Raw genomic sequence first — 26006 nt, forward strand, 5'->3', positions numbered from 1 at the left:
CCCGTTCAGTGGTCGGCGGGTCCGGTCAGTCGGTCGGGTCGGCCAGTGCGGTGCCCAGGGCGTGCCCGGAACGCCAGGCGCTCTCCACCTTCGACGGGGCCGCCCAGCCGTCCCCGCACAACCCGATGCCGTCGGCGACCGCGAACGGCTCCTCCCGCGGGTCGGTCGGCTTGGCGAAGCTCCAGCGGTGGACGTGCGTCCACTCCGGCTCCTCGTCCAGGCCCAGCACCGCGCGCACCGCGGCGAGCACCGCGGGCACGGCCCGCTCCGGCCCGTCCAGGTGCTCGGCGGCCAGCGCCGGCGTGCTGTGCGCGACCAGCACCGGTGCGCCGTCCCCGCGCCGGTCGCCATCGTCGGCGATCCACTCCAGTGCGGGGGAGTCGTGCACGAAGACCCCGTGCAGGTCGGCGTCCCAGCTGCGGCGGGCGAAATCCAGGACGACCGCGAGCGTCGGCTGCCACGCGGTGGGCTGCAGGCGCCCGGCGATCGCCGTCCCCGGCTCGAGCAGCCGGGCCGCCTGCGGGTCGGGCAGGGCCAGGACGACGGCGGCGGCCGGGTCGCCGTCCACGGTCGGGCCACCGTCACTGCCCACCCGGGTGACCGTTCGCTCCAGCTGCACGTCCAGCCCGGTGGCCAGGTCGGTGACCAGGCCCCGCAGTCCGCCGGGCGTGCCGTACCGCAGCGGGCCGGACGTCGTCCGCTCGATCCCCTGCGGGCCGGCGACGGCGAAGGTGTGGGTCCACGGCCGGGCCAGGCCGCGGTCCACCCAGCCGGCCACCACCGGCGCGAACGGCGAGCCGTCGGAGACGGTCAGGTAGGAGGCGCCGAGGTCGACCGGCCGCCCGTGCAGCGTGCGCCCGCCCATCCGGCCACCGAGCCGGCGACCGCGGTCGAGCACCTGCACCGGCCGGCCCCGGTCGGCCAGCGCCCGGGCGCAGGCGATGCCGGCGATGCCGCCGCCGATGACGACCGTGCTGCTCGGGCTGCTCACGGCACGATCCTGCGGTCCACCACGTGATCGCGCCCGTCGGGCCACGCTGGGACCGGGTGACCTGCCCGCCGGACGGCGCCGGGGATGATCGGCGGCGTGCCCGTCCCTCCCGTGCAGATCACCGACCCCGCCGACGAGCGGGTCGCCGACTTCCGCGACCTGGTCGCCGGCGACCGGAAGCCCGGCACCGAGCGGGGCACCGGGCCGGTGATCGTGGAGGGCGTCCCGGCGGTCGAGCGGCTGCTCGCCTCGGGCTACCCGATCCGCAGCGTCTTCGGCATCCCCGGCCGGGTGGCCGACCTGCAGCTGCCCGACGACGTGCCCGCCTACGAGGCCGACCGGTGGGTGCTCTCCGAGGTCATCGGTTTCCGGCTGACCCGTGGCGTGCTCGCCTCCGCCGACCGGCTGCCCCCGCCGGACCTGGACGAGCTGCTGGCCGGCCCCGACCCGGCCGCCCCGCGCCGGCTGGCGGTGCTGGAGGGTCTGAACGACCACGAGAACATCGGGTCGATCGCCCGCTCGGCGGTGGCGCTGGGCGTCGACGGGCTGCTGCTGGACCCGACCTGCGCCGACCCGCTGTACCGGCGGTGCGTGCGGGTGTCGATGGGACACGTGCTGTCGCTGCCGATCGCGGTGCTCGGCGACTGGCCGGGCGGGCTGGCGCGGCTGCACGACGCCGGGTACCTCACGGTCGCACTCACCCCGGCCGCGGACGCCGTCGACCTGGCCGACGTCGACCTCGCCGCCCACCCGCGCACCGCCGTGCTGCTCGGCGCCGAGGGGCCGGGGCTCACCGCGGCGGCGAAGGAGGCAGCGCGGGTGCGCGCCCGGATCCCGATGCGGGCCGGCGTCGACTCGCTCGGGGTCGCCGCCGCCGCGGCGATCACCTTCGCCACGCTCCGCTGATCCCCGCGGCCGGTCTGCTGGCGCGCCGACCCCTGGACCCCTACCGTCCCGTCATGACGTTCTGGATCGTGGTCGGGTCGCTGCTCGCTGTCCTGCTCGCCGGGATGGCGCTGATGGACCGCCGTGCCAAGGCCCGCGGCGCCCGGCTGTCCGGGGACGTCGGCCGGAACGTGAGCCGAGGCGGGGCGCACGGCAACGTCGACGCCTACCGCGGCGCGGACGCCCAGGGACACCGCACCGGGGGTGGCATGACCGGCGTGTGACACCGCCCATGAGGTCGGCCCCACGGGGGAGGCCCCGGCCCGGTCCGCTCGGAGCGGACCGGGCCGGGGCCTCGGTCGTGCTGGGGTCTCGTCAGCCGCGCAGGGACAGCCGGGCGAGCTCAGCCCGGGCCTGCTCGGCGAACTGCGGGGCGCACATCACGTCGTAGCGGCCGGCCACGATCCGGCTCGTGCTGGTGAAGTCACGCTTGCCCTGCGAGGCCGCGTACCCCACGGCGCCGAAGACGGCCCCGAACACCAGCCCGATGAGCAGGCCGCTGAGCACCGAGCCGAACCAGTCGCTGCCGTCGGCGGCGAAGATGCCCAGCAGCAGGCCGACGAAGAGACCGAACCAGGCACCGCTGGCGGCGCCGGCACCGATCGCCCGGCCCCAGCTGAGCCGGCCGGTGACCCGCTCGACCTGGCGCAGGTCACTGCCGATGATGGTCACGTTCTCCACCGGGAACTTCTCGTCGGAGAGGAAGTCCACCGCCCGCTGGGCCTGCTGGTAGTCGTCGTAGGACCCCACCTGCACGCCGCCGAGCGGCATGGACACAGAAGCTGACATCTCGATCTCCGTTCCGAGCCGGCCTGCTGATGGTGGCCGGACGTTCCGGCCGCCACGGGTGTCCACCAGGACGACGACCGGCTCACTACCCGAAACGATCTTCCGGGACACCCTGTTCCTGGAAGGACCCCGCTGCCCCCCATCGCTCGCGAGCTCGCGGTGGGCCCCTGCAGCGGGGCCGGCAAAACGGGTCGGGTCCCTACGGGGCTCCTCAGACGAGGCTGTCGGCCCAGGCCCGGTGCAGGTCGGCGAAGCGGCCCGTGCCGCCGACCAGCTCGGCCGGTGAGCCGTCCTCGACCACCCGGCCGGCCTCCATCACCAGCACCCGGTCGGCGATCTCCACGGTGGAGAGCCGGTGGGCGATGATCAGCGCCGTCCGGTCGGCGAGCAACGTCTGCAGCGCCCGCTGGACGAGCACCTCCGACGGCACGTCGAGGGAGCTGGTGGCCTCGTCGAGCACCAGCACCGCGGGGTCGGCGAGGAACGCCCGGGCGAAGCTGACCAGCTGCCGCTGCCCGGCCGACAGCCGGCCGCCGCGCTTGGCCACCTCGGTGTCGTAGCCCTCGGGCAGCGCCTGGATGAAGGTGTCGGCACCGATCGCCCGGGCTGCCTGCTCGATCCCCGCGCGGGTCGCCTCGGGCTTGCCGAAGGAGATGTTGTCCGCGATCGACCCGGAGAACAGGAAGCTCTCCTGGGTCACCATCACCACGGCCCGGCGCAGGTCGGCGTCGGCGAGCCGGTCCAGCGGGACGCCGTCCAGCCGCACCTGGCCGGCGACCGGGTCGTAGAACCGGGCGGCCAGCCGGGCCAGCGTGGACTTGCCCGCCCCGGTGGCGCCGACCAGCGCGACGGTCTGGCCGGCCGGGACGGTCAGGTCCAGCTGCGGGAGCACGGTGGCGGCCCCGTAGCCGAAGCGCACGTCGTCGAAGACCAGCTCCCCGGCGACGGGTGAGGGCAGCGGCTGCGGGTCGGCCGGCTCCGGCACCACGGAGCGCTCCTCCAGCACGCCGGACAGCTTCTCCAGCGCGGCGCTGGCCGACTGGTAGCTGTTGTAGAACATCGCGATGTCCTGCAGCGGGTCGAAGAAGCGGCGCAGGTAGACCAGGAAGGACAGCAGGAAGCCGACCTCGAGGTCGCCGTCCATCACCCGCAGGGCGCCGTAGCCGAGCACCGCGACGGTGACCAGGTTGCCGATCATGGTCACGCTGGGCACGAAGACCGCGATCAGCCAGAACGCGTGGTGGTGGGCCTTCCGGTTGGCCTCGTTGAGCTCGGCGTGCAGCGCGTCGTTGCGCGGCTCGCGGCGGAAGGCCTGCACCGCGCGGATGCCGCCGAAGGTCTCGGTGAACTGCACGATCAGCGCGGCGATGGTCTGCCGGGTGCGCCGGTAGGCGACGGTCGAGCTGCGCTGGAACCAGCGCCCGACCAGGTACAGCGCGGGGAGGCCGAGCAGCGCGACCAGTCCCAGCGGCAGGTCGAGCACGAGCATCAGCACGCCGATGGAGACGACGCTGAACAGCGCGGTGAGCAGCCCGTCGAGCCCCTCGTCGAACAGCTCGGCCAGCGCTTCGACGTCGCTGGTCAGCCGGCTGATGGTCTTGCCCGAGGTGTAGCGCTCGTGGAAGGAGAGCGGCAGCCCCTGGACGTGGGTGAACACCCGCCGGCGCAGGGTGAGCAGCACCGCCTGGCCGACCCGCCCCGAGCCGAGCAGGAAGCGGTAGCGCAGGCCGGTGTCCAGCACGGCCGCGGCGACCATGGCCGCGGTGATCCAGACCAGCGGCCACGGGTCGTCGTCCAGCAGCGCGGGGACGGCGACCTCGATGCCCAGGCCGATCAGCAGCGGGCCGGCCAGCCAGGCGAGGTTCTGCACCACGATGACGGCCAGCAGCTGCCAGAGTGCCCGCCGGTGCGGGCGGAGCAGCTCACCGAGCAGCCGGCGCGAGCGGCCGCGCAGGAACGAGCTGGCGGAGGCGTCCAGGTCGTCGGCGTCCTCACCGGCCACGCCCCGCCAGTCGGCGTGCGCGTCGGCCGGTGCGCCGGCGTCGGTGGTCACCGCCGCACCCGTGCCCGGGGTCGTGGTCATCGGGCGCCCACCTCGCTCAGGTCGGTGTCGGTCAGCCCGGCCAGCTCGGACTCCGACGACAGCAGCGCCCGGTAGGCGGGCACCTGCGCGAGCAGGTCGGTGTGCCGCCCGACCGCGGTGATCCGGCCGTCCTCCAGCAGCGCCACCCGGTCGGCGAGCAGCACGGTGGAGGCCCGGTGGGCGACCACCAGCGCCGTCGTCTCGGCGAGCACCTCGCGCAGCGCCCGCTCGACGAGGGCCTCGGTGTGCACGTCCAGGGCGGACAGCGGGTCGTCGAGCACCAGCACCGACGGGCGGCCCAGCACCGCGCGGGCCAGCGCCAGCCGCTGCCGCTGGCCGCCGGACAGCGACAGGCCCTGCTCGCCGATCCGGGTGTCCAGCCCCCAGGGCAGGTCGTGCACGAAGTCGGCCTGGGCGACCTGGAGCGCCTCGGTCACCTCGGCGTCCCCGGCGCCTGGCCGGCCGAGCGTGACGTTCTCCCGCACGCTCATGGAGAACAGCGTCGCCTCCTCGAACGCGGAGGCGACCACGGTGCGCAGCTGGTCCAGCGGCAGGTCGCGGACGTCGTGGCCGTCGAGGGTGACCCGCCCGGCGGTGACGTCGTAGAGCCGGGCGACCAGCGCGGTCATCGTGGTCTTGCCCGAGCCGGTGGCACCGACCAGCGCGACGGTCTCGCCGGGCTGCACCTCGAGGTCGACGTCGCTGAGCACCGGGTCGCCGGTGCCGGGGAAGCGGAAGCCGACGTGCTCGAACCGCAGCCGGGCCGGGCTGCCCACGACGGCCGGCCGCACGCCGGGGGCGTCGGTCACGGTGAGCGGGGCGTCGAGCAGCTCGCCGATCCGGTCGCAGGCGCTGGCGGTCTCCTGGGCCTGGGCGAGCAGGAAGCCCAGCGAGAGGATCGGCCACAGCAGCACGGTGAACAGGGCGACGAAGCCGACCAGCCCGCCCACGGTGAGGGCGCCGCTGCCCACCGCCAGCGAACCGCCCACCAGGATCACCGCCAGGGTGAGCTGCGGCTGGAACTCGAACAGGCACCAGATCAGCGCCAGGGTGCGGACCTTGCGCAGCTGCAGGTCCTGCAGGCGCAGCGCCTTGCGGTCGTACCGGCCGAAGACCAGGCCGCTGCGGCCCAGCGACTTGACCACCCGGATGCCCTGGACGGCCTCCTCCACGTCGGTGGCCAGCTCGCCCTGCTCGTCCTGGACCTGCCGGGACTCGGCGTTGTACCGCTTCTCCAGGCGCAGCCCGAAGAAGGTCAGCGGCAGGCAGGTGACCAGCACCGCCACCCCCAGCGGCCAGTAGGTGGCCACCAGCAGCGCGCCGACGACGGCGCAGGTGACCAGGTTGACCACCAGGAACACCGCGCCGAAGCCGACGAAGCGGCGGATGGTGGAGACGTCGGAGGTGGCCCGGGAGAGCAGCTGCCCGGAGGACCAGCCGTCGTGGAAGGCGACCGGCAGCCGCTGCAGCCGCTGGTAGAGGGTGTCGCGCAGGTCGCGCTCGATCTGCAGGCTGCTGATGTTCATCGCCCAGCGTCGCAGGAAGAACAGCGCCGCCTCGGCGACGCCGAACACCAGCGCCAGGGCGAGCAGCGGGATCAGCCCGGCGCGGTCGCCGCGGGCGATCGGCCCGTCGACCACGGCCCGGGCGATCAGCGGGACGGCGAGCTGGGTGAGCGAGGCGAGCAGCGCACCGGTGAAGGTGAGCGCGATCAGGCCACGGTAGGGGCGGGCGAAGGGCAGCAGCCGGGCCAGTGCCGAGAGCCGGCCCCGGGTGTCGGCGGTGGGGGCGGCGGTCTCGGTCATGGCGCGCTCAGGCTAGGCCGGGGTGCCGACAGCAACGAACCATTTACGCCGTACGGCCTCCCTGTAGGGGCCCGCCGCGAGCCTGCGAGTGGCGGGCCCCTACAGGGAGGTCCTTCATCAGCGGTTCCGGCGCACGCCGAAGACGATGTCCTCCCACGCGGGAATCCGGGCCCGCGGGTCGTCGGTCTCGCCCTCGCCCAGCCGGCCGAGCACCACGGTGTCCTGGGTGTCGGGGTCCAGCTCGTCGTCGTACGCGGGCTCCTGCGGTGCGGCCGGGTGCTCGAGGTCGCCGGCGAGCTCGTCGTCCGGGGTGCCGTCGGCCGGGGTGCCGTCGGCCGGGGCGATGTCGGTCACCCCGTCGTCGGGCAGCTGGTCACCGGTGTCCAGCTCGTTCGTCTCGGTCAGCTCGTCGCCCCGGACCACGGCGACCCCGCGCCGGGAGATGGGCGCGGCCGGCAGCCCGGCGGGGACGTCGGGGACGACCCGCACCAGCCGGGTGCCCTCGGCGAAGTCCATGGTGGTGGCGTCCACCGGGGTGACGGTGCGGGCCGGCAGGTCGTAGCTCCACCGCGTGGTGCCCGACTTGTGCCCGGCCCGCCAGTCGGCGCGGACCTGCCAGGTGCCGTCCTCGGTGCGGTGGGCGTCCCAGCTGACCGCGTCCAGGTCGGCACCGAGCAGCCGCAGCCGCTCGGACATGAACTGCTCCAGCGGGACGCTGGGGACGCCCTCGGAGAGCCGGACCCGCGCCTCGCGGGCCTGCTCGGCGACCCGGGTGCGCTCCTGCAGCACGGGGTGGGCGAACCGCATGATCCGCTCGACCCGCGTGCCGGAGGACTCCGCGACCTGCTCGGGGGTCTCCCCGGCGCGGATCCGGGCCTGGATCACCCGGGGCGGCAGGTCCGCCGCGGCAGCCGGCCGGGCCGGTCCGCGGTCCTGGCCGGCGAGAGCGGCCCGCAGCTCGTCGTCGACCGGCAGCTCGAAGCGCTCGCCGTCCTCCGCGAGGTCGGTCTGGTCGGGCGCGTCCGCGGCCAGCACCAGGCGCTTGCCGTCCGCGGAGAGCGCCACGAGGCGCAAGGAGCGCATGGGGACGACCTCCAGCAGGGATTCGGTGCGGGCCCGGGAGAGCGGACCAGCGCCACGCTATCCGCGCCGTCGTGAGCCGTCCCCCTCGACACGCCCGGTCCGGCGCGTCGGCTCGACAACCGCCCCCGGGAGGCCCCCGGCGATCGCGGGGCCCGGTCGCCGCGGCCGGAGGGAGCCACCAGAATGGTCGTCTCGGCAATCCCGGACCCTCCCCGGGTCGTCCGCAGACACCCGGGGGAGACGGCGGGACAGACGGCCGGCGCAGCGCGGCGCCGCACCAGTGACGGAGGAGGGGCGCTCGTGTGCGGCATCTCGGGTGAGGTCCGGTTCGACGGCGGGGTGGCCGACATGGCCGCGGTCGCGGCGATGTGCGACCAACTGCAGCGGCGGGGCCCCGACGGGTCCGGCGGGTGGCAGGCCGGGCCGGTGGCCCTCGGGCACCGCCGGCTGAAGATCATCGACCTGACCGACGCAGGTGCGCAGCCGATGGTCGACGCCGAGCTCGGCCTGACCATGGTCTTCAACGGGATCATCTACAACTACAAGGAGCTGCGCGCCGAGCTGCAGGGCGCCGGCTACCGCTTCTTCTCCACCTCCGACACCGAGGTGGTGCTCAAGGCCTACCACCGCTGGGGCGCGGCCTGCGTCGAGCGCTTCCTCGGCATGTTCGCCTTCGTGGTGGTCGAGCGGGACACCGGCCGGGTGGTCATGGCCCGCGACCGGTTCGGGATCAAGCCGCTGTACCTCAGCCGCGGCCCGGGCCGGCTGCGGTTCGCCTCGTCGCTGCCCGCCCTGGTGCGCGCCGGCGGCGTCGACACCAGCATCGACCCGGTCGCGCTGCACCACTACATGTCCTTCCACGCCGTCGTCCCGGCGCCGCGCACGATCCTGGCCGGGGTCGGCAAGCTGCCGCCGGCCACCGTGCGCACCTACGAGCCGGACGGGCGGGAGTCGGACTGGGAGTACTGGCGCCCGGTGCACGAGCGCCGCGCCGACCTCGCGGGCCTGCGCCCGGAGGAGTGGCAGGAGCGGGTGCTGGAGTCGCTGCGCGTCGCGGTGCGCCGGCGGATGGTCGCCGACGTCCCGGTCGGGGTGCTGCTCTCCGGTGGCATCGACTCCAGCATGGTCGTCGGCCTCCTCGCGGAGGAGGGGCAGAAGGGGCTGGCCACCTTCTCCATCGGCTTCGAGGCCGTCGGTGAGCGCGCCGGTGACGAGTTCGTCTACTCCGACGTGGTCGCGGAGACCTTCGGCACCGACCACCACCGGCTGATGATCCCCAGCGCCGACGTACACGCCGGGCTGGACGGTGCGATCGGGGCGATGGCCGAGCCGCAGGTCAGCCACGACGCCGTCGCCTTCTACCTGCTCTCCCAGCAGGTCAGCCAGCACGTGAAGGTGGTGCAGAGCGGTCAGGGCGCCGACGAGGTGATGGCCGGCTACGACTGGTACCCGCCACTGGACGGCGTCCCGGCCGACCAGGCCGTCGAGGTCTACGCCCGCGGGTTCGTCGACCGCACGCACGACGAGCTGGCCCGGCAGCTGTCCGCGCGCTGGTTGACCTCCGAGGACGTCAGTCGCGCCCTGATCACCGAGCACTTCGCCCGGCCGGGTGCGGACACGGCGCTGGACAAGGCGCTGCGGCTGGACTCCACGATCATGCTGGTCGACGACCCGGTGAAGCGGGTGGACAACATGACGATGGCCTGGGGCCTGGAGGCCCGGGTGCCGTTCCTGGACCACGAGTTCGCCGAGCTCGCCGCCGCCGTCCCGCCGGAGCTCAAGCTGCGGCACGGCGGCAAGGGCGTGCTCAAGGACGCCGCCCGGAAGGTCATCCCGGCCGACGTGATCGACCGGCCCAAGGGCTACTTCCCGGTGCCGGCGATCACCGACCTGCACGGCGACTACCTGGCGACGGTGCGCGCGGCGCTGCGCGCTCCGGAGGCGCGCGAGCGCGGGCTGTTCCGGCCGGAGTACGTCGACCGGCTGCTGGCCGAGCCGAACGCGCACCGCACCACGCTGGGGGCCAACCAGCTGTGGCAGGCCGGCCTGCTGGAGCTGTGGCTGCAGCGGCACGGCATCTCCTGACCCGCCGGGTCGGCGTCCGGAGGGCGGGGACACCTCCTCGACATCCCGCTGGTGCACTCTGGCAGCGGCCTGCCGAGAACTGAGCCGTCCACGAGGAGGTGCGATGACCGACGTCCTGCGGTCGCCCGGGCTGTCCACCGAGGTGCGCCTCGCGATCGCGGAGATCGCCGCCGCGGCCGCCGCCTGGGTGCCGGCGCTGTCCCCGGGGGCGGACCGGGTGGCCTACGTCAGCGACCGCTCCGGGGTGCCCCGGCTGGAGGTCGCCACCTTCGACCAGCAGACCCCGCCGGCCGTGCTCTCCGGGCCCGAGGAGGAGGTCGTCTCGGTCGCCTGGTCACCGGACGGCGCGTGGATCGCCTACCTGGTCAGCCCGGGCGGCTCGATCTGCGCCCAGCTGTGGGTGGTGCGCCCCGACGGCACCGACCGGCACCTGGTCGCCGGGGAGGACCCGCGGGCCACCGTCTTCGCCGGGGGCTGGACGGCGCCGGGCCACTACGTCTGCTCGATCGCCCCCGGCGACGGGCCGGACGCCGACGTCGTCCTCGTCGACGTGGTCAGCGGCGCCCGCCGCACCCTGGCCAGCGGCGGCTTCCTGGCCGTGACCGCGGTGTCGGCCGACGAGCGCACCGTGCTGGCCCGGCGTGGCCCGCGCGGCCACCGGCACGTCGTGCTGGCGGACGTCGCCTCCGGGGTCCAGCGCCGGGTGATCCCGCTCAGCGCCCCGGGTGGGGCGGCGTCCGAGGACGGCCGGTTCGCCCCCGACGGCACCGCCGTCTACCTGCGGGCTGCCCTCCCAGGCCGGCCGGGGGTGCCGCGCAGCGACCGCACCGGGCTGGTCCGGGTGCCCCTGGACGCCGACCGGGTGCCCGGCGCCGGGGAGGTGCTCGTCGCCCGGGTGGACGCCGACCTGGACGCCTACGCCGTGCGCACCGACGGCACCGTGCTCTGCGTCTGGAACGTGGACGGCGTCACCGAGCTCGACCTGCGCGACCTGGCCAGCGGGGCGGTGGTCCGGGCCATCGCGCTGCCGGAGCCGGTCCTGCCCGGTTGGTCGCTGTCGGCCGACGGCGGGCTGCTGCTCGCCGAGCTGACCGGTCCGACCGCGCCGCGCTCGCTGTGGGCGGTGCCGCTGGACGGCGCGGGTGCGGCGGTGCAGCTGCCGTCCACACCTCGGCCGCCGGACCCGCACCTGCTGGTCACGCCGGTCTGCCTCCGCTACCCGGCCGCCGACGGCACCGAGCTGGACGGGTGGCTGTACACCCCGCCGGGCGTGCGCGGCCCCAACCGCACGGTGGTGACCTTCCACGGCGGGCCGGAGGGGCAGGAGCGGCCGGCGTTCAACCCGGTCGCCCAGTCGCTGGTCGCGGCCGGGCTGACCGTCTTCGCGCCCAACGTGCGCGGGTCCGGCGGGCACGGCCGGGCGTTCATGGCCGCCGACGACCTGGCCGCGCGGGAGTCCTCCTTCGACGACGTGGTGGCCACCGTCGACCACCTGGTGGCCGAGGGGATCGCGCTGCCCGGGCAGGTCGGGGCGCACGGCTGGTCCTACGGCGGCTACCTGACCCTCGTCGCGCTCACCCGGTGGCCGGACCTGTTCGCCGCCGGCGCGACGCTGGCCGGGATGAGCGACCTGCGCACCTTCTTCGCCGGCACCGAGCCGTGGATGGCCGCCGCCTCGGTGACCGAGTACGGCGACCCGGTGGCCGACCGGGAGATGCTGGCCGCGATCTCGCCGATGACGGCGCTGGACCGGCTCACCTCGCCGGTGTTGCTGACCCACGGCGACCGGGACACCAACGTGCCGGTGCTGGAGTCGGTGCAGGCGCACCAGGAGCTGACCGCGCTCGGCGCGCCGGTCGACCTGCTGCTGCTGCGCGGCGAGGGACACACGATCGTGGGACGGGAGAACCTCCTGCACCTGTCCGAGCGGGTGGCGGAGTGGTTCGATCGCTGGCTGTGACCCCGCGATGACCAGTGTGTTCGCCGGCTACCCCGGCACCGGCCGGGACGAGGCGGTGGGCCCGGACGGCGCGGTGCGGCCGGCGTACCGGCCGGTCGCGCAGGTGCTCGAGGCGCTGGGCGGTGCCGGCATCGCCACGGTCGTCGGCGCCGTGGACCGGGAACGCCGCCGGCGCGGGGTCGTGGTCGGCGACCACGTGGACGGCCGGCTCCGGGAGCGACCGCTCCCGCTCTGCCCGGTGCCGCGGGTGCTCGGTGCCGAGGACTGGGCGCACCTGGCCGCCGGTGCCGAGCAGCGCACCCGGGCGCTCAACGCCTTCCTCGCCGACGTCTACCGGCCGGCCGGGCGGCGCCGCGGCGACCCCGACCGGCACGCGGAGGTGGTGCGGGCCGGGGTGGTGCCCGCGGCGCTGATCAGCGCCAGCCCCGGCCACCGTCCCGCCGCCGTCGGCCTGGCCGGGCCGGGCCAGCAGCGGGCCACCGTGGCCGGCCTGGGGGTGCTGCGCGGCCCCGACGGCTGGCTGGCGGTCAGCGACGACCTGTGCGCCCCGGCCGGTCTGGGCCACGCGCTCAGCAACCGGGACAGCAGCCGGGCCGCACTGCCCGGACTGCACGCGGCGGCCGAGGACGACGGGCTGGTCGACCCGGCGACGGCGGTGCCGCTGCTGCGGGCCGCGCTCGCCGATGCGGCGCCGCGGGAGTGCACCGGCGAGCCGCGGATCGCGCTGCTCAGCGGCGGGCCGGGGGAGCCCAGCTGGTTCGAGCAGGGCCTGCTGGCCGAGGCGCTCGGCGTCCCCCTCGTCACCCCGGGGCAGCTCTGGCCCGCCGCCGACGGTGGCGTGACCGCGCAGCTGGACGGCGAGCGGCAGCGGGTGCACGTGCTGTACCGCCGGCTCGACGAGGCCGAGCTCGCCGCGCACCTGACCGCCACCGGCACCCCGCTGGACGTGCTGGTCGCCGAGGCGGTGCGCGCCGGCCGGCTGACCGTGGCCAACGTGCCGGGCAACGGCGTCGCCGACGACCCCGCGCTGTACCGCTGCGTGCCGGAGATGATCCGCTTCTACCTGGGGGAGGAGCCGGTGCTGGCCACGGTGCCCACCTGGGTGCTCGCCGACGATGCCGACCTCGCCCAGGTGCGCGACCGGCTGCACGAGCTGGTCCTCCGCCCGGTCGACGGGTACGGCGGCCGCGGACTGGTCTCCGGCCCGCTGTGCTCGGCGGCCGAGCTCGCCGAGCTGCAGGCCGAGGTGCTCGCCGCCCCGCACCGGTTCGTCGCCGCCGAACCGGTGGACTGCTCGACGGTGCCCGCGGTCGTGGACGGGGTGCTCGTGCCCCGGCGGGTGGACCTGCGGCTGTTCACCGTGGCCGGCCGGCAGACCCGGGCGCTGCCCGCGCCGCTGACCCGGGTGGCGCCGGCGGACGGCGCCCAGCTGGTCGGGTCCGGCCCGGGCAGCGCCACCAAGGACACCTGGCTCCTGAGCTGACGCCCCCGAGGGGGCGGGGCGTCAGAGCTGGCCGACGACGTGCTCGATGCTGGCGGTCAGCGCGCTGACGTCGTCCGGGTCGATCGCCGGGAACATGCCCACCCGCAGCTGGTTGCGGCCGAGCTTGCGGTAGGGCTCCACGTCGACCACCCCGTGCGCGCGCAGCACCTTCGCCACCGCCGCGGCGTCCACCGAGTCGTCGAAGTCGATGGTGCCGACGACGAGGGAGCGCTGCTCCGGCTCGGTGACGAACGGCGTCGTGTAAGAGGTCTGCTCCGCCCACTCGTACAGCCGGCGGGAGGACTCCTGGCTGCGCGCCACCGCCCCGGACAGGCCGCCCAGGCCGAGCATCCAGTCGATCTGGTCGGCCAGCAGGAAGAGCGTGGCGACGGCCGGAGTGTTGTAGGTCTGGTCCTTGCTCGAGTTGTCCATCGCGATCGACAGGTCCAGGAAGCCGGGGACCCAGCGGCCCGAGGCCTTGATCTCGGCCACCCGCTCCACCGCCGGTGCCGACATCAGCGCCAGCCACAGCCCGCCGTCGCTGCCGAAGGCCTTCTGCGGGGCGAAGTAGTAGACGTCGGTCTGGCTGACGTCGACCGGCAGGCCACCGGCCCCGGAGGTGGCGTCGACCAGCACCAGCGCGTCGGGGTCGATGCCGGCCGGGCGCAGCACCGGTGCCATGACGCCGGTGGAGGTCTCGTTGTGCGCCCAGGCGTAGACGTCGACCCCGGCCTCGGCGGTGGGTAGCGCCAGCGAGCCGGGAGCTGCCTTGGCGATCACCGGGGCGTCCAGGAACGGCGCCTCGGCCACCCCGGAGGCGAACTTGGCGGAGAACTCGCCGTAGCTGCCGTGCGCGCTGCGCTGCCGCACCAGGCCGATGGTCGCGGCGTCCCAGAACGCGGTCGTGCCGCCGTTGCCGAGCACGACCTGGTAGCCGTCGGGCAGGTCGAACAGCTCGGCCAGGCCCTCCCGCACCCGCTTGACCAGGCCCTTGACCGGCGCCTGGCGGTGCGAGGTGCCCATGACGCCGGCGCCGAGGGTGGCCAGCGCCTGCAGGGCCTCGGGCCGCACCTTGGACGGGCCGCACCCGAACCGGCCGTCCGCGGGCAGCAGGTCGGTGGGGATGGAGATGCTCATGCTCGTCGTCCTCCGGTCGGTCGCGCGGCCCCGCTGCAGGGGTCCGCCGCGAGCCTGCGAGTGGTGGGGGGCAGCGGGGTCCTTCAACTACTGGATGGTGTCCCAGCCCTCGACGTCCTGGGGCTTGCGGGGGGCGGGGCCGACGTAGCGGGCCGAGGGGCGCACCAGCCGGCCGGTCTGCTTCTGCTCCAGGATGTGCGCGCACCAGCCGGCGGTGCGCGCGCAGCTGAACATCGAGGTGAACATGTGGCTGGGCACCTCGGCGAAGTCCAGGACGATGGCCGCCCAGAACTCCACGTTGGTCTCGATCGGCCGGTCGGGACGGCGCTCGCGCAGCTCGGTCAGCGCGGCCTGCTCCAGGGCCAGGGCGGCCTCGAAGCGGGGGGCGCCCAGCTCCTCGGCGGCGCGGCGGAGCACCCGGGCGCGGGGGTCCTCGGCGCGGTAGACGCGGTGGCCGAAGCCCATCAGCCGGTCGCCGGAGTCCAGCAGGTCCTTGACGTACTTCTCCGCGTTCCCGGAGGCCTCGACGCCGTCGAGCATGTGCAGCACCCGGGACGGGGCGCCGCCGTGCAGCGGGCCGGACATCGCCCCGATCGCGCCGGACAGCGACGCGGCGACGTCGGCGCCGGTGGAGGCGATCACCCGGGCGGTGAAGGTGGAGGCGTTCATGCCGTGCTCGGCGGCGGAGGTCCAGTAGGCGTCGACGGCGGCGACGTGCCGCGGGTCGGGCTCGCCGCGCCAGCGCACCATGAAGCGCTCGACGATGGTGGCGGCCTCGTCGATCCGCTTCTGCGGCACGGCCGGGACGCCGATGCCGCGGGCGGACTGCGCGACGTAGGACAGCGCCATCACCGCGGCGCGGGCCAGCTCGTCCCGGGCCTCGGAGTCGGAGATGTCCAGCAGCGGGCGGTAGCCCCAGATCGGGGTCAGCATCGCCAGCGCGGCCTGCACGTCGACCCGGACGTCGCCGGTGTGCACCGGGATGGGGAACGGCTCGGCCGGGGGCAGGCCCGGACCGAACTTGCCGTCGACCAGCAGCGCCCAGACGTTGCCGAAGGTGACCGTGCCGACCAGGTCCTCGATGTCGACGCCGCGGTAGCGCAGCGCCCCACCGTCCTTGTCCGGCTCCGCGATGGTGGTCTCGAAGGCGATGACGCCCTCGAGGCCCGGTACGAAGTCGTCGGCCATCTCGCATGCTCCTCTGCGCGCGGGTGGTGACGGACGCCGGTCAGCGCACGACGAGCCACAACCTAGGGGGTCGCGGGCTCCGGAGCGCAGCCGGGCGGGCGGTCACCCGGCGGTGCACGGCGCAACGGTGACAGCATGAGGGTGTGCCCGACCTGATCCGCATGCGCAGGGACTACGACGACGGCGGCTTCGGGGAGGACGGCCTCGCCAGGACCTGGGTCGAGCAGTTCGACCACTGGTTCGCCGACGCCGTCGCCGCCGAGCTGCCCGAGCCCAACGCCATGGTGGTGGCCACCGCCGACGCCGACGGCGCCCCCGACGCCCGGGTGGTGCTGATGAAGGGCTACGACGCCGGCGGGTTCGTCTTCGGCACCAACTACGCCTCCGCCAAGGGTGCCCAGCTGGCGGTGAACCCGCGCGCGGCGCTGGTGTTCCCGTGGCACGCCCAGCAGCGGCAGGTGCGGGTCACCGGCAGTGTCGAGCGGGTCGGGCCGACCGCCTCCGACCTGCTCTGGGACCCGCGGCCGCGCGGCTCGCAGCTGGCCGCGGCCGCCTCGATCCAGTCGACGGTGGTGGAGTCCCGGCAGCTGCTGCGCACCCGGGTCACCGAGCTGGACGAGCAGACGCCGGCCGGGCAGCTGCCGCGACCGGAGAACTGGGGCGGCTACCGGGTCGTGCCCGAGCGGGTGGAGTTCTGGCAGGGCGGCCATGACCGCCTGCACGACCGGTTGGTCTTCGTGCGCGATGACGAGGAAGGCGGCGGCTGGGTCGTGCAGCGACTCGCCCCATGAAGGGTGAAGGACCCCGCCGCCCCCCACACCTCGCCAGCTCGGCGCGGGCCCCTGCGCCGGGGCCTGAGCCCCACGCCTCGCAAGCTCGGCGCGGGCCCCTGCAGCGGGGCCGAGGTCAAGAGCCGCCGACGCCGGTCGATCCGGTGGAGGGTGGGTTGGGGGTCGAGCAGCCGCAGCCGGTGACCCGGGGGCGTGGCTGGGCGCTGGACACGACGCCGCTGCGCAACCGGGCCTTCCGGCGCATCTTCGGCGGCGTCGCGGTGACCATGCTCGGCCAGCAGATGACGCTGGTCGCCGTCCCGTACCAGGTGTTCCAGCTGACCGGCTCGTCCCTGATGGTGGGGCTCACCTCGCTGGTCTCGCTGGTGCCGCTCGTCGTCTTCGGCCTGCTGGGCGGGGCGATCGCCGACGCGATGGACCGCCGTCGGCTGATGCTGATCAGCTCGGTCGGCGCCGCCGTGACCAGCGCGCTGCTCGCGGTGCAGGCCCTGCTGCCCGGCGACGGGCACCTGTCGGTGCTGTGGCTGCTGGCCGCGGCCGTCTCGGCCTTCGCCGCGGTGAACCAGCCGGCCCGCAGCGCGGTGATCCCGGCGATCGTCGGCACGGACGCCGTCGCGGCGGCGAACGCGCTGGCCTCGACGGTGCGCCAGGCCGGCGTGATCGTCGGGCCGCTGCTGGCCGGGCTGCTGATCGGTCTGGGCGACCTGTCGATCCTCTACACCGTCGACGCGATCGGGTTCGTCGCCGCGGTGCTGCTGCTGCGTGGGCTGCCGTCGCTGCCGCCCGAGGGGGTCTCCGGGCCGGTGCGGCTGCGGTCGGCCGTGCGCGGGGTGGGGGAGGGCTTCACCTTCCTGCGCACCCAGCCGCTGCTGCTGATGACCTTCGTCGTCGACGTGATCGCGATGCTGTTCGCCTGGCCGCAGGCGGTCTTCCCGGAGCTGTCGCAGACCACCTACGACTCGCACGCCAACAGCCTCGGCTGGTTGTTCGCCGGGGTGTCGATCGGCTCGCTGCTGATGGGCCTGACCTCGGGCTGGGTGACCCGGGTCGACCGGCAGGGCGCCGTGGTGCTGGGCGCCATCGCGGTCTGGGGCGTGGCGATCATCGGGTTCGGGCTGGCCTCCACCCTGTGGCTGGCGGTGCTCTGCCTGGCCGTCGCCGGGGCGGGGGACATGGTCAGCTCGGTGCTGCGCTCGGCGATGCTGCAGACCGCGGCGCCGGACGAGATGCGCGGCCGGATGCAGGGCGTGTTCATCGTGGTCGTCGCCGGTGGCCCGCGGCTGGGCGACGTGCGGGCCGGGCTGCTGGCCAGCAGCGTCGGGGTGAGCGCGGCGATGGTCTCCGGCGGCGTCGTCATCGTGCTGGCGATGGTGGTGGTGGCGGTCGCCGTCCCGTCGTTCTGGCTGTACCGGGCGTCGCAGGCCGACGAGGTGGCCCGGGCCGCCCGCCGCCGGCTGGCCGCGGACTGACCTCCGCCGTCGGTCACGAGGTGCTGCTCCGCGGCCCGGCCGAGGCAGCAGCTCGTGACCGACGGGTGCGGCGGGCCCGGAACGGGTAGTCGCGGCGGATGGCGCTCCCGCGGGTCCTCGTCCTCGTCCTCGCCGGTGGCAAGGGCAGCCGCCTCGAACTGCTGACCGAGACCCGGGCCAAGCCCGCCGTCCCGTTCGCCGGGGTGTACCGGCTCATCGACTTCCCGCTGTCCAACTGCGAGCACTCGCAGATCCCCGACGTCTGGGTGTCCGAGCAGTACCAGCCGCAGTCGGTGAACGAGCACCTGGCCGGCGGTCGACCCTGGGACCTGGACCGCACCGCCGGCGGGCTGATGATGCTGCCGCCGTTCCAGGGCAGCGAGCGCGGCGGCTTCACCGAGGGCACCGCCGACGGGTTGTGGCGGCAGGCCGAGCTGATCCGGCAGTTCGGCGCCGACGCGCTCGTGGTGGTCAGCTCCGACGCCGTCTACAAGCTCGACTACCGCGCCGTGGTCGACGCCCACCTGGGCTCGGGCGCCGAGGTCACCATGGTGACCACCGAGGTCGACCCGGACGACGCCGCCCGCTACGGCATCGTCCAGGCCGGGGCCGACGGGAAGGTCACCGACTACGCCTACAAGCCCGACGAGCCGGCGACGACGACGGCCACCAACGAGGTCTTCGTCTTCTCCCCGGAGGAGACCCTCGACCGGCTCGAGGCGATCCAGGACCAGGTCGGCGAGGAGGGCCTGGAGGACCTGGGGACCCACCTGCTGCCGGCGCAGACCAAGGACGGCCTGGCCCGGGCCTACCCGCTGGAGGGCTACTGGCGGGACGTGGGCACGGTGGAGTCCTACTGGGAGGCGCACCGGGAGTTCCGCTGCGAAGAGCCGCCGATCGACCTGGACGAGGCCGGCTGGCCCATCCACACCCGCGGCGGCCGGCACAGCGCAGCGCGGCTGCTGCGCGGCTCGGTGGTCGAGGACACCCTGGTCTCCGGGGGCACCCGGGTCGCCGGGGAGGTGCGCGGCTCGGTGCTGTCGCCGGGGGTGATCGTCGAGCCGGGGGCCACCGTCATCGACTCGGTGCTGCTGCCCGGTGCCCGGGTCCGCGCCGGGGCCACCGTCACCCGCACCGTCCTGGACGACGGGGTGGTGGTGGGCGAGCGGGCCACCGTCGGCGGCGACGGGGAGATCACCCTGGTCGGCCGGCGGGCCGAGGTGCCGGCCGGCACCGAGCTGCGGGCGGGTGCGCGCTTCCCCGAGCCCGAGGAGGACTGACGCGCCCGGGTCTGAGGTCGCGAGGCGGTCAGGCGAGGACGTGGGCGACGACCCGGAGGTCGGCGACGAGGGCGTCGTAGGCGGCGGCGCGGGCGTCGTCCGGCGTGCGCAGCACGGCGGAGGGGTGCGCGGTGGCGAGCACCCAGGTCTGGTGCGGGGCGTCCTCGTCCTGGTCGGCCTCGGGCAGCCCGGCCTCCGCGGCCCGCACGCCCGTCGGCGTCCAGGGCATCAGCTGGCCGCGCTCCCGGGTGATCCGGAACGACGGCGCGATGAGCGCCTTGGCGGCCACAGCGCCCAGGCAGACCACCACCTCCGGCTGCAGGACGGCGAACTCCGCCTCCAGCCAGGGCCGGCAGGCCTGCAGGTGCTCCGCGCCCGGTGACTGGTGGATGCGCCGCTTGGGCGTCGGGGTGAACCGGAAGTGCTTGACCGAGTTGGTCACGTAGGCGTCGCCGCGGTCGATGCCGGCGTCGGTGAGCGCCTTGTCCAGCAGCCGCCCGGCCGGACCGACGAACGGCTCGCCCTTCCGGTCCTCCTGGTCGCCGGGCTGCTCGCCGACGAACACCACTCGCGCGGTCTCCGGGCCCTCGCCGAACACCGTCTGGGTGGCCGGCTCCCACAGCTCGCAGGCCCGGCAGCCGGCCGCGGCCTCGCGCAGCCCGGCCAGGCCGACGCCGGTGGGCACCTGCGCCGGCTGGTCCGCATCGCTCATGCCCTGATCCCACCCGAGGGACGGCGCATCCGCAGCGCGAGCGGGGGGACACACCGCGCCGTTCACTTGACGAGTTGGAAAGTCATCAGACAGTCTCGCCGCGAGACAACCTCACGACACCGCACGCACACACCGAACCCCCGGAGGGGCAGTGCTCGAGTTCGACGGCCTGGTCAAGGCCTACGGCGACAACCAGGTGCTGAAGGGGGTGAGCTTCTCCGTCGCGCCGGGGCAGATGTTCGGCTTCTGCGGTTCCAACGGCGCGGGGAAGACCACCACCATGCGGATCGCGATGGGCCTGGCCCGGGCCGACGCGGGGGAGGTGCGCTGGTCGGGCCGGCCGGTCGACGAGGCCGTCCGCCGCCGGATCGGCTACATGCCCGAGGAGCGGGGGCTGTACCCGAAGATGAAGGTCGGCGAGCAGCTGACCTACTTCGCCCGGCTGCACGGCATGGACGCCGCACCCGCGGCCCGCGCCGCCGAGGCGTGGGCCGAGCGCCTCGGGCTGGGGGAGCGGCAGGGCGACAAGGTGGAGAAGCTGTCGCTGGGCAACCAGCAGCGCGTGCAGCTGGCCGCCGCGCTGGTCAGCGAGCCCGAGGTGCTGATCCTGGACGAGCCGTTCTCCGGCCTCGACCCGGTGGGCGTCGACTCCCTCGCCGAGGCGCTGCTCGAGCAGGCCCGTCGCGGCGTCCCCGTCGTCTTCTCCAGCCACCAACTGGACCTGGTGGAGCGGCTCTGCGACGCCGTGGGCATCCTGGCCCGCGGCTCGATCGTGGCCAGCGGCACCGTCCCCGAGCTGCGGTCCACGACCGCGGGCCGGCAGCTGCGAGTGGTCGCCCCCGACGCGCCGGCCGGCTGGGCCGGCGCCGTGCCGGGCGTCCGGGTCGTCTCCGAGCAGCGCGGGGACACCGTGCTCGAGCTCGCGCCCGGCACCGACGACCAGCAGGTGCTCGCCGCGGCCCTGGCCACCGGCCGGGTCACCCACTTCGCCTGGCGCGAGCCCACCCTCGTCGAGCTCTTCCGCGACGCCGTCACGACGCCTGAGGAGGTGGCGGCGTGACCGCGACCGCACACCGCGACGCACAGACCCTTGCACCGGCGCACCCCGACGTGACGCCGCACAGCCCGGCGCAGCTGGTCCGCCTGGTGGCCGGCCGGGAGGTCGGCACCCGGATCCGCGACAAGGGGTTCCTCGCCGGTTCCGCGTTCCTGATCCTGCTGATCGTGGGCATGCTGGTCTTCCAGGTGCTCATCAACAGCGGGGAGGACACCACCCGGCTCGGGGTGGTCGGTGGGGACACCACCGTCAGCGATGCGCTGCGCAGCCAGGGTGAGGCGCTGGGCACCGAGGTGGAGGTCGTCGAGTTCGACGACGAGGGCGCGGCCCGCACCGCCGTCGAGGACGGCGACGTGGAGGGCGCGCTGCTCAGCCCGTCCGGCGTCCAGCCCGAGCTGCTCGTGGAGAGCGACGGCGGGCAGGTCGAGACCCTCGTGCAGGGCGCGGTGCAGGGGCTGTCGCTGAGCCAGCAGCTGGCCGATGCCGACGTCACGCTGCAGGAGCCGCCGGAGGTCGAGGTGGTGGCGCTGGACCCGGACGCCGACGCCGACTTCGAGGCGATCATCGTCGCGCTCATGGGCGTCGCCGTGCTGTACGGCCTGTTGCTGCTGTTCGGCCAGTTCGTCGCCCAGGGCGTGGTCGAGGAGAAGTCGAGCCGGGTCGTGGAGCTGCTGCTGGCCACCATGCGCCCGTGGCAGCTGCTCGCCGGCAAGATCATCGGCCTGGGCGTGCTGGCGCTGGGGCAGATGCTGGTGATCGCCGTCATCGGGGTGGCGGGGGCGCTGGCCTTCGACCTGGTCGCACTGCCCGGCGACCTGATCGGCACGGTGCTCACCGTGCTGGCCTGGTTCGTGCTCGGCTACGCCTTCTACGCGTCGCTGTTCGCTGCCGCCGCGTCCCTGGTCAGCCGGCAGGAGGACCTGGGCAGCGTGATCACCCCGGCGACCCTGCTGCCCGTCGTCGGGATCGTCATCGCCATCCAGGCCGCGCAGGACCCGACCGGCACGCTGGCCGTCATCACGTCCTACGTCCCCGGGATCTCACCGATGGTCATGCCGTTGCGTCAGGCGGCCGGTGCCGCCGCGTGGTGGGAGGTCGCCCTCGCCGTCGTCCTCATGCTGGTCGCGATCGCCGCCATCGTGCGGATCGGCGGGCGGGTCTACGCCGGGGCGCTGCTGCGCACCGGCGGCCGGGTCAAGCTGCGCGAGGCCCTGGCCTCCGAGAAGTAGGAGGACCCCCACGCTTCACGAGCTCGGCGCGGGCCCCTGAAGGGCGGCCGTACCAGCACGATCGGCCTCGGCGCTCTCCGCCTACTGGCGGAGGGCGCCGAGCGGGCCGCGGTAGGGGTGCGCGGGGGAGCCGGTCACCCCGGTGCGCACGGTGAACAGCCGGCCGGCATCGGGCTGGGCGGCGGCCTGCTCCTCGCTCAGCCCGTGCACCGAGGTGCTGATCACCAGCAGGTCGCCGACGAGCGCGCAGCTGGTGGTGTTCTCCACACCCGGGACGTCGACCACCGCGAGCAGCTCGCCGCTGGGCGACCAGCGGCGGACCTGGCCGCCGCCCCACAGCGCCGTCCAGAGGCAGCCCTCGTCGTCCACGGTGAGGCCGTCGGCGACGCCGTCCGGGTCGTCGGAGAAGTCCAGCAGCACCCGCCGCTCACCGAAGGTGCCGGCGTACAGGTCGTAGTCGAAGGCCCAGACCGTCTTCGCGCCGGAGTCGGACAGGTACACGGTGCGGTCGTCGGGCGAGAAGCCCAGGCCGTTGGAGATGGTCAGCCCGTCGAGCACCGTGCTGACCGTGCCGTCGAGGTCGAGCCGGTAGAGACTCCCGGCGCCGGGGCGCTCGTCGAAGGCCATGGTGCCGCCGAAGAAGCGGCCGGCCCGGTCGCACCCGCCGTCGTTCATCCGGGTGCCGCCCGCCTCGCCGCCCTCGCCGGTGAGCTGGATCAGCGCGTGCGCCTCGCCCTCGGCGGTCAGCCGGGTCACGCCGGCGTCCGCGCCCAGCAACCACCCGCCGGCGGCGGCCGGGACGGCGAACCCGACCGTCTCCCCGCCGCGGTGCTCGCCCACGTCGACCACGTCGTCGCCCTCCACCCGGCCGCGGCGCACCAGCCCGGCGGTGATGTCCACCCAGACCAGCTCGCTGGCGGCGGCGTCCCAGATCGGGCCCTCACCGTGCTCGGCGGCGGAGGCGCTGGCGGGCTGTGCCTGCAGTCGGATCACCGGGCCATCCTCCCCGGTACACGAGGCCGTCACACCGACCACCGATACTCGCCCCGTGTCCGAAGCCACTGTCGACGTCGCCGACCTGCGTCCGGCCGGGGGTCCACCCGAGCCCGACGACCGCACCGCCGAGGCCCCGCTGCGCGAGGACATCCGCCTGCTGGGCCGCGTCCTGGGCGAGGTGATCGCCGAGCAGGCCGGGCCCGAGGTGCTGGAACTGGTCGAGTCCACCCGGGTCGAGGCCTTCCGGATCCGGCGGTCGGAGGCCGAGCGCGGCGACCTCGCGCAGCGGCTGGCCGCCCTCGACCCGCGCAGCGCCAACCACGTCGTCCGGGCGTTCAGCCACTTCTCGCTGCTGGCCAACATCGCCGAGGACGTGCACCACGAGCGCCGCCGCCGGCACCACCGCCGGGAGGGCTCGCCGCCGCAGAAGGGCAGCCTCGCGGCCACCCTCGACCTGCTGGACGGCGCCGGGCTGGACGGCGACACGGTGGCCCGCGAGCTGTCCGGCGCCCTCGTCGTCCCGGTGGTCACCGCGCACCCGACCGAGACCCGCCGGCGCACCGTCTCCCAGGTGCAGCGCCAGGTCAGCGAGCTCATCCGCAACCGGGACGCCGACGACCCGGCCTGGTCGGCCCGGCTGTGGCGCGAGGTGCTCACCCTCTGGCAGACCGCGCTGCTGCGGCTGAGCCGGCTGCGGCTGGCCGACGAGATCGACGAGGCGCTGCGCTACTACGACCTCTCGCTGTTCCAGGTCGTCCCGGCGATCAACACCGAGCTGCGGCAGGCGCTGCAGGAGCGGTGGCCCGAGGCCGACCTGCTGGCCACCCCGCTGCTCCAGCCGGGCTCGTGGATCGGCGGCGACCGGGACGGCAACCCGTTCGTCACCGCCGACGCCGTCCGCCGGGCCACCACCCGGCAGGCGGAGACCGCGCTGGGCCACCACCTGGCCGAGCTGGTCTGCCTGGCCGACGAGCTGTCCATGTCCGACCGGCTGGTCACCCCGACGCCGGAGCTCTACGCGCTGGCCCAGGCCGCGCAGGACGACTCGGTGTTCCGCGCCGACGAGCCCTACCGGCAGGCACTGCGCGGGATGTACCGGCGGTTGGCCGCCACCGCCCAGCAGGTGCTCGGCTCGGTCCCCGGTGAGCAGCCCGACGCCGCCCTCCCGCCGTACACCGCACCCGAGGAGCTGATCGCCGACCTCGGCACGGTCGACGTGTCGCTGCGCAGCCACGGCGCGGGCGCGCTCGCCGACGACCGGCTGGCCCGGCTGCGCGACGCCGTGGAGGTGTTCGGCTTCCACCTCTGCGGGCTGGACATGCGGCAGAACTCCGCGGTGCACGAGGAGGTGCTGGCCGAGCTGCTGGCCTGGGCCGGCGTGTGCGACGACTACGCGGGCCTGGACGAGGCCGGCCGGGTCGAGCTGCTCACCGGCGAGCTACGGCTGCGCCGGCCGCTGGTGCGCGCCGACGCCGAGCTCTCCGAGCTCGCCCGCGGCGAGCTCGACCTGCTGGTCGCCGCCGCCGAGCAGGTGCGGCTGCTGGGCCCGCGGGCGATCCCGAACTACGTGATCAGCATGTGCGAGTCGGTCAGCGACGTGCTCGAGGTCGCCGTGCTGCTCAAGGAGGTCGGCCTGCTCGACCCGGACGGCGCCGACGGGCCGCGCTGCACGATCAACATCTCACCGCTGTTCGAGACGATCGACGACCTGCAGGCCGCCGGCGCGACGCTGCAGGCGATGCTGGCCCAGCCGCTGTACCGGGCGCTGGTGACCAACAAGGGCGACCTCCAGGAGGTCATGCTCGGCTACTCCGACAGCAACAAGGACGGCGGCTACCTGGCCGCCAACTGGGCGCTGTACCGGGCCGAGCTGGCGCTGGTCGAGGTCGCCCGGGCGCACGGCATCCGGCTGCGGCTGTTCCACGGCCGGGGCGGCACGGTCGGCCGGGGCGGTGGCCCCAGCTACGAGGCGATCAAGGCCCAGCCGCCCGGCTCGGTCGCCGGGGCGCTGCGGATCACCGAGCAGGGCGAGGTGATCGCGGCCAAGTACTCCACCCCCGACCTCGCCCGCCGGAACCTGGAGGCGCTGGTCGCCGCGACCCTGGAGTCGACGCTGATCGACACCGAGGGCCTGGCCGACGACGCCGAGCAGACCTACGCGCTCTTCGACGACCTGGCCGCCCGGGCCCGCTCGGCCTACAGCGCGCTGGTGCACGAGACGCCCGGCTTCGTCGAGTGGTTCCGCGCCGCGACGCCGGTGCGCGAGCTGGCCGAGCTGAACATCGGCAGCCGACCGCCGTCCCGCAAGGCCGGCGACAAGATCAGCGACCTGCGGGCGATCCCGTGGGTGTTCAGCTGGTCGCAGGCCCGGATCATGCTGCCCGGCTGGTACGGCACCGGCACCGCGCTGGAGTCCTGGGTCGGTGGCGACGCCGGACGGCTGGCGCAGCTGCAGGACCTGCACCGGCGGTGGCCGTTCTTCCGCTCGGTGCTGTCCAACATGGGCATGGTGCTGGCCAAGACCGACCTGGAGCTGGGCGCCCGCTACGCCGAGCTGGTGTCCGACCCGGAGCTGCGCGAGCGGGTGTTCGGCCAGATCACCGCCGAGCACGAGCGGTCGGTGCGGATGCTGCTGGCGGTCACCGGAGACGACCACCTGCTGGCCGACAACCCCTCGCTGGCCCGGTCGATCCGCAACCGGTTCCCCTACCTGGAGCCGCTGCACCACCTGCAGGTCGAGATGTTGCGCCGCCGCCGCGGCGGGGACGACGACGAGCTGGTCCGCCGCTGCATCCAGCTGTCGGTCAACGGCGTCGCCACCGCCCTGCGCAACTCCGGCTGAGGGAGGCCCCGGGTCACCCGGCCCCTCGGGGTCCGGGTCCGGGGTGCTGCGGCCCGACCGTCCCGCAGGACCCCGGACGTA

The 26006-nt window shown here is 74.8% G+C and carries 20 protein-coding genes; 11 read left to right on the forward strand and 9 right to left on the reverse strand.

The window, feature by feature from the left end; all coding sequences use genetic code 11:
• Positions 1 to 25 precede the first annotated feature (25 nt).
• The gene (locus tag Q1A09_RS14540; RefSeq protein WP_299956107.1) at positions 26 to 991 is read right to left on the reverse strand and encodes an NAD(P)/FAD-dependent oxidoreductase; all 966 of its coding nucleotides are present in this window, start codon (positions 989 to 991) and stop codon (positions 26 to 28) included.
• Positions 992 to 1087: 96 nt separating this feature from the next.
• Between Q1A09_RS14540 and Q1A09_RS14545 the strand changes: the two genes are divergently transcribed.
• Both Q1A09_RS14545 and Q1A09_RS14550 read left to right on the forward strand, forming a co-directional pair.
• Entirely contained in the window at positions 1088 to 1897 is an 810-nt protein-coding gene (locus Q1A09_RS14545) for an RNA methyltransferase (protein ID WP_299956109.1), read from the forward strand.
• A gap of 53 nt (positions 1898 to 1950) precedes the next feature.
• The gene (locus tag Q1A09_RS14550; protein WP_299956111.1) at positions 1951 to 2160 is read left to right on the forward strand and encodes a hypothetical protein; all 210 of its coding nucleotides are present in this window, start codon (positions 1951 to 1953) and stop codon (positions 2158 to 2160) included.
• A 91-nt stretch (positions 2161 to 2251) separates the two neighbouring features.
• Here the strand turns inward: Q1A09_RS14550 and Q1A09_RS14555 are convergent, their stop codons facing one another.
• From Q1A09_RS14555 to sepH, 4 genes are all read right to left on the reverse strand, one after another.
• Entirely contained in the window at positions 2252 to 2725 is a 474-nt protein-coding gene (locus tag Q1A09_RS14555) for a general stress protein (RefSeq protein ID WP_299956113.1), read from the reverse strand.
• A gap of 211 nt (positions 2726 to 2936) precedes the next feature.
• Complete coding sequence (locus Q1A09_RS14560) at positions 2937 to 4808, reverse strand: ABC transporter ATP-binding protein (RefSeq protein WP_299956115.1); 1872 nt, start codon at positions 4806 to 4808, stop codon at positions 2937 to 2939.
• A complete protein-coding gene (locus tag Q1A09_RS14565; RefSeq protein WP_299956117.1) occupies positions 4805 to 6613 on the reverse strand; it encodes an ABC transporter ATP-binding protein in 1809 nt (602 codons plus the stop codon). The genes Q1A09_RS14560 and Q1A09_RS14565 overlap by 4 nt, the downstream gene beginning before the upstream one ends.
• Positions 6614 to 6730: 117 nt before the next feature.
• Positions 6731 to 7696 carry a septation protein SepH gene (gene sepH, locus Q1A09_RS14570; protein ID WP_299956119.1) on the reverse strand — a complete coding sequence of 322 codons (966 nt, stop codon included), beginning with the start codon at positions 7694 to 7696 and terminating at the stop codon, positions 6731 to 6733.
• A gap of 300 nt (positions 7697 to 7996) precedes the next feature.
• Between sepH and Q1A09_RS14575 the strand changes: the two genes are divergently transcribed.
• The 3 genes from Q1A09_RS14575 (at position 7997) to Q1A09_RS14585 (ending at position 13224) form a co-directional block, all read left to right on the forward strand.
• Entirely contained in the window at positions 7997 to 9781 is a 1785-nt protein-coding gene (locus Q1A09_RS14575) for an N-acetylglutaminylglutamine amidotransferase (protein WP_299956121.1), read from the forward strand.
• A gap of 103 nt (positions 9782 to 9884) precedes the next feature.
• A complete protein-coding gene (locus tag Q1A09_RS14580; protein ID WP_299956123.1) occupies positions 9885 to 11741 on the forward strand; it encodes a prolyl oligopeptidase family serine peptidase in 1857 nt (618 codons plus the stop codon).
• A gap of 7 nt (positions 11742 to 11748) precedes the next feature.
• Complete coding sequence (locus Q1A09_RS14585; protein WP_299956124.1) at positions 11749 to 13224, forward strand: circularly permuted type 2 ATP-grasp protein; 1476 nt, start codon at positions 11749 to 11751, stop codon at positions 13222 to 13224.
• Positions 13225 to 13245: 21 nt separating this feature from the next.
• Here Q1A09_RS14585 and serC read toward each other — a convergent pair whose 3' ends face one another.
• Together serC and Q1A09_RS14595 are read right to left on the reverse strand one after the other, a co-directional pair.
• On the reverse strand, positions 13246 to 14361 hold the full coding sequence (gene serC, locus Q1A09_RS14590; protein WP_299956126.1) for a phosphoserine transaminase: 1116 nt from the start codon (positions 14359 to 14361) through the stop codon (positions 13246 to 13248).
• Positions 14362 to 14448: 87 nt separating this feature from the next.
• The gene (locus tag Q1A09_RS14595; protein WP_299956128.1) at positions 14449 to 15549 is read right to left on the reverse strand and encodes a citrate synthase 2; all 1101 of its coding nucleotides are present in this window, start codon (positions 15547 to 15549) and stop codon (positions 14449 to 14451) included.
• 143 nt (positions 15550 to 15692) lie between these two features.
• On the opposite strand from Q1A09_RS14595, the gene pdxH reads away from it, so the two are divergent.
• The 3 genes from pdxH (at position 15693) to Q1A09_RS14610 (ending at position 19089) form a co-directional block, all read left to right on the forward strand.
• Entirely contained in the window at positions 15693 to 16340 is a 648-nt protein-coding gene (gene pdxH, locus Q1A09_RS14600) for a pyridoxamine 5'-phosphate oxidase (RefSeq protein WP_299956130.1), read from the forward strand.
• Between the two features lie 179 nt (positions 16341 to 16519).
• Entirely contained in the window at positions 16520 to 17809 is a 1290-nt protein-coding gene (locus Q1A09_RS14605) for an MFS transporter (protein WP_299956132.1), read from the forward strand.
• 98 nt (positions 17810 to 17907) lie between these two features.
• The gene (locus tag Q1A09_RS14610) at positions 17908 to 19089 is read left to right on the forward strand and encodes a glucose-1-phosphate adenylyltransferase family protein (RefSeq protein WP_299956134.1); all 1182 of its coding nucleotides are present in this window, start codon (positions 17908 to 17910) and stop codon (positions 19087 to 19089) included.
• Between the two features lie 28 nt (positions 19090 to 19117).
• On the opposite strand, the gene Q1A09_RS14615 is transcribed toward Q1A09_RS14610, so the two are convergent.
• Entirely contained in the window at positions 19118 to 19801 is a 684-nt protein-coding gene (locus Q1A09_RS14615; RefSeq protein ID WP_299956135.1) for a UdgX family uracil-DNA binding protein, read from the reverse strand.
• A 151-nt stretch (positions 19802 to 19952) separates the two neighbouring features.
• Between Q1A09_RS14615 and Q1A09_RS14620 the strand changes: the two genes are divergently transcribed.
• Positions 19953 to 20861, forward strand: coding sequence for an ABC transporter ATP-binding protein (locus Q1A09_RS14620; RefSeq protein WP_299956137.1), 909 nt, complete (start codon positions 19953 to 19955; stop codon positions 20859 to 20861).
• Positions 20858 to 22087, forward strand: coding sequence for an ABC transporter permease (locus tag Q1A09_RS14625; protein ID WP_299956139.1), 1230 nt, complete (start codon positions 20858 to 20860; stop codon positions 22085 to 22087). Before Q1A09_RS14620 ends, Q1A09_RS14625 begins: the two co-directional genes overlap by 4 nt.
• A gap of 81 nt (positions 22088 to 22168) precedes the next feature.
• Here Q1A09_RS14625 and Q1A09_RS14630 read toward each other — a convergent pair whose 3' ends face one another.
• Positions 22169 to 23080, reverse strand: a complete 912-nt coding sequence (locus Q1A09_RS14630; protein ID WP_299956141.1) for an SMP-30/gluconolactonase/LRE family protein — start codon at positions 23078 to 23080, stop codon at positions 22169 to 22171.
• A gap of 55 nt (positions 23081 to 23135) precedes the next feature.
• Between Q1A09_RS14630 and ppc the strand changes: the two genes are divergently transcribed.
• Positions 23136 to 25925 (forward strand): phosphoenolpyruvate carboxylase, encoded by a 2790-nt coding sequence (gene ppc / locus Q1A09_RS14635; protein WP_299956142.1) that lies wholly within the window; start codon positions 23136 to 23138, stop codon positions 25923 to 25925.
• Positions 25926 to 26006 lie beyond the last annotated feature (81 nt).

The organism is uncultured Modestobacter sp., from assembly GCF_947486615.1.
GTDB lineage: Bacteria > Actinomycetota > Actinomycetes > Mycobacteriales > Geodermatophilaceae > Modestobacter.

What these genes read in the sequence shown, in the direction of transcription:
- Q1A09_RS14615 (WP_299956135.1), bottom strand. Translation starts at nt 19,801, where the DNA reads ATGAGCGATGCGGACCAGCCGGCGCAGGTGCCCACCGGCGTCGGCCTG.
- Q1A09_RS14555 (WP_299956113.1), bottom strand. Translation starts at nt 2,725, where the DNA reads ATGTCAGCTTCTGTGTCCATGCCGCTCGGCGGCGTGCAGGTGGGGTCC.
- Q1A09_RS14580 (WP_299956123.1), top strand. Translation starts at nt 9,885, where the DNA reads ATGACCGACGTCCTGCGGTCGCCCGGGCTGTCCACCGAGGTGCGCCTC.
- sepH (WP_299956119.1), bottom strand. Translation starts at nt 7,696, where the DNA reads ATGCGCTCCTTGCGCCTCGTGGCGCTCTCCGCGGACGGCAAGCGCCTG.
- serC (WP_299956126.1), bottom strand. Translation starts at nt 14,361, where the DNA reads ATGAGCATCTCCATCCCCACCGACCTGCTGCCCGCGGACGGCCGGTTC.
- Q1A09_RS14585 (WP_299956124.1), top strand. Translation starts at nt 11,749, where the DNA reads ATGACCAGTGTGTTCGCCGGCTACCCCGGCACCGGCCGGGACGAGGCG.
- Q1A09_RS14610 (WP_299956134.1), top strand. Translation starts at nt 17,908, where the DNA reads ATGGCGCTCCCGCGGGTCCTCGTCCTCGTCCTCGCCGGTGGCAAGGGC.
- Q1A09_RS14550 (WP_299956111.1), top strand. Translation starts at nt 1,951, where the DNA reads ATGACGTTCTGGATCGTGGTCGGGTCGCTGCTCGCTGTCCTGCTCGCC.
- Q1A09_RS14560 (WP_299956115.1), bottom strand. Translation starts at nt 4,808, where the DNA reads ATGACCACGACCCCGGGCACGGGTGCGGCGGTGACCACCGACGCCGGC.
- Q1A09_RS14565 (WP_299956117.1), bottom strand. Translation starts at nt 6,613, where the DNA reads ATGACCGAGACCGCCGCCCCCACCGCCGACACCCGGGGCCGGCTCTCG.
- Q1A09_RS14595 (WP_299956128.1), bottom strand. Translation starts at nt 15,549, where the DNA reads ATGGCCGACGACTTCGTACCGGGCCTCGAGGGCGTCATCGCCTTCGAG.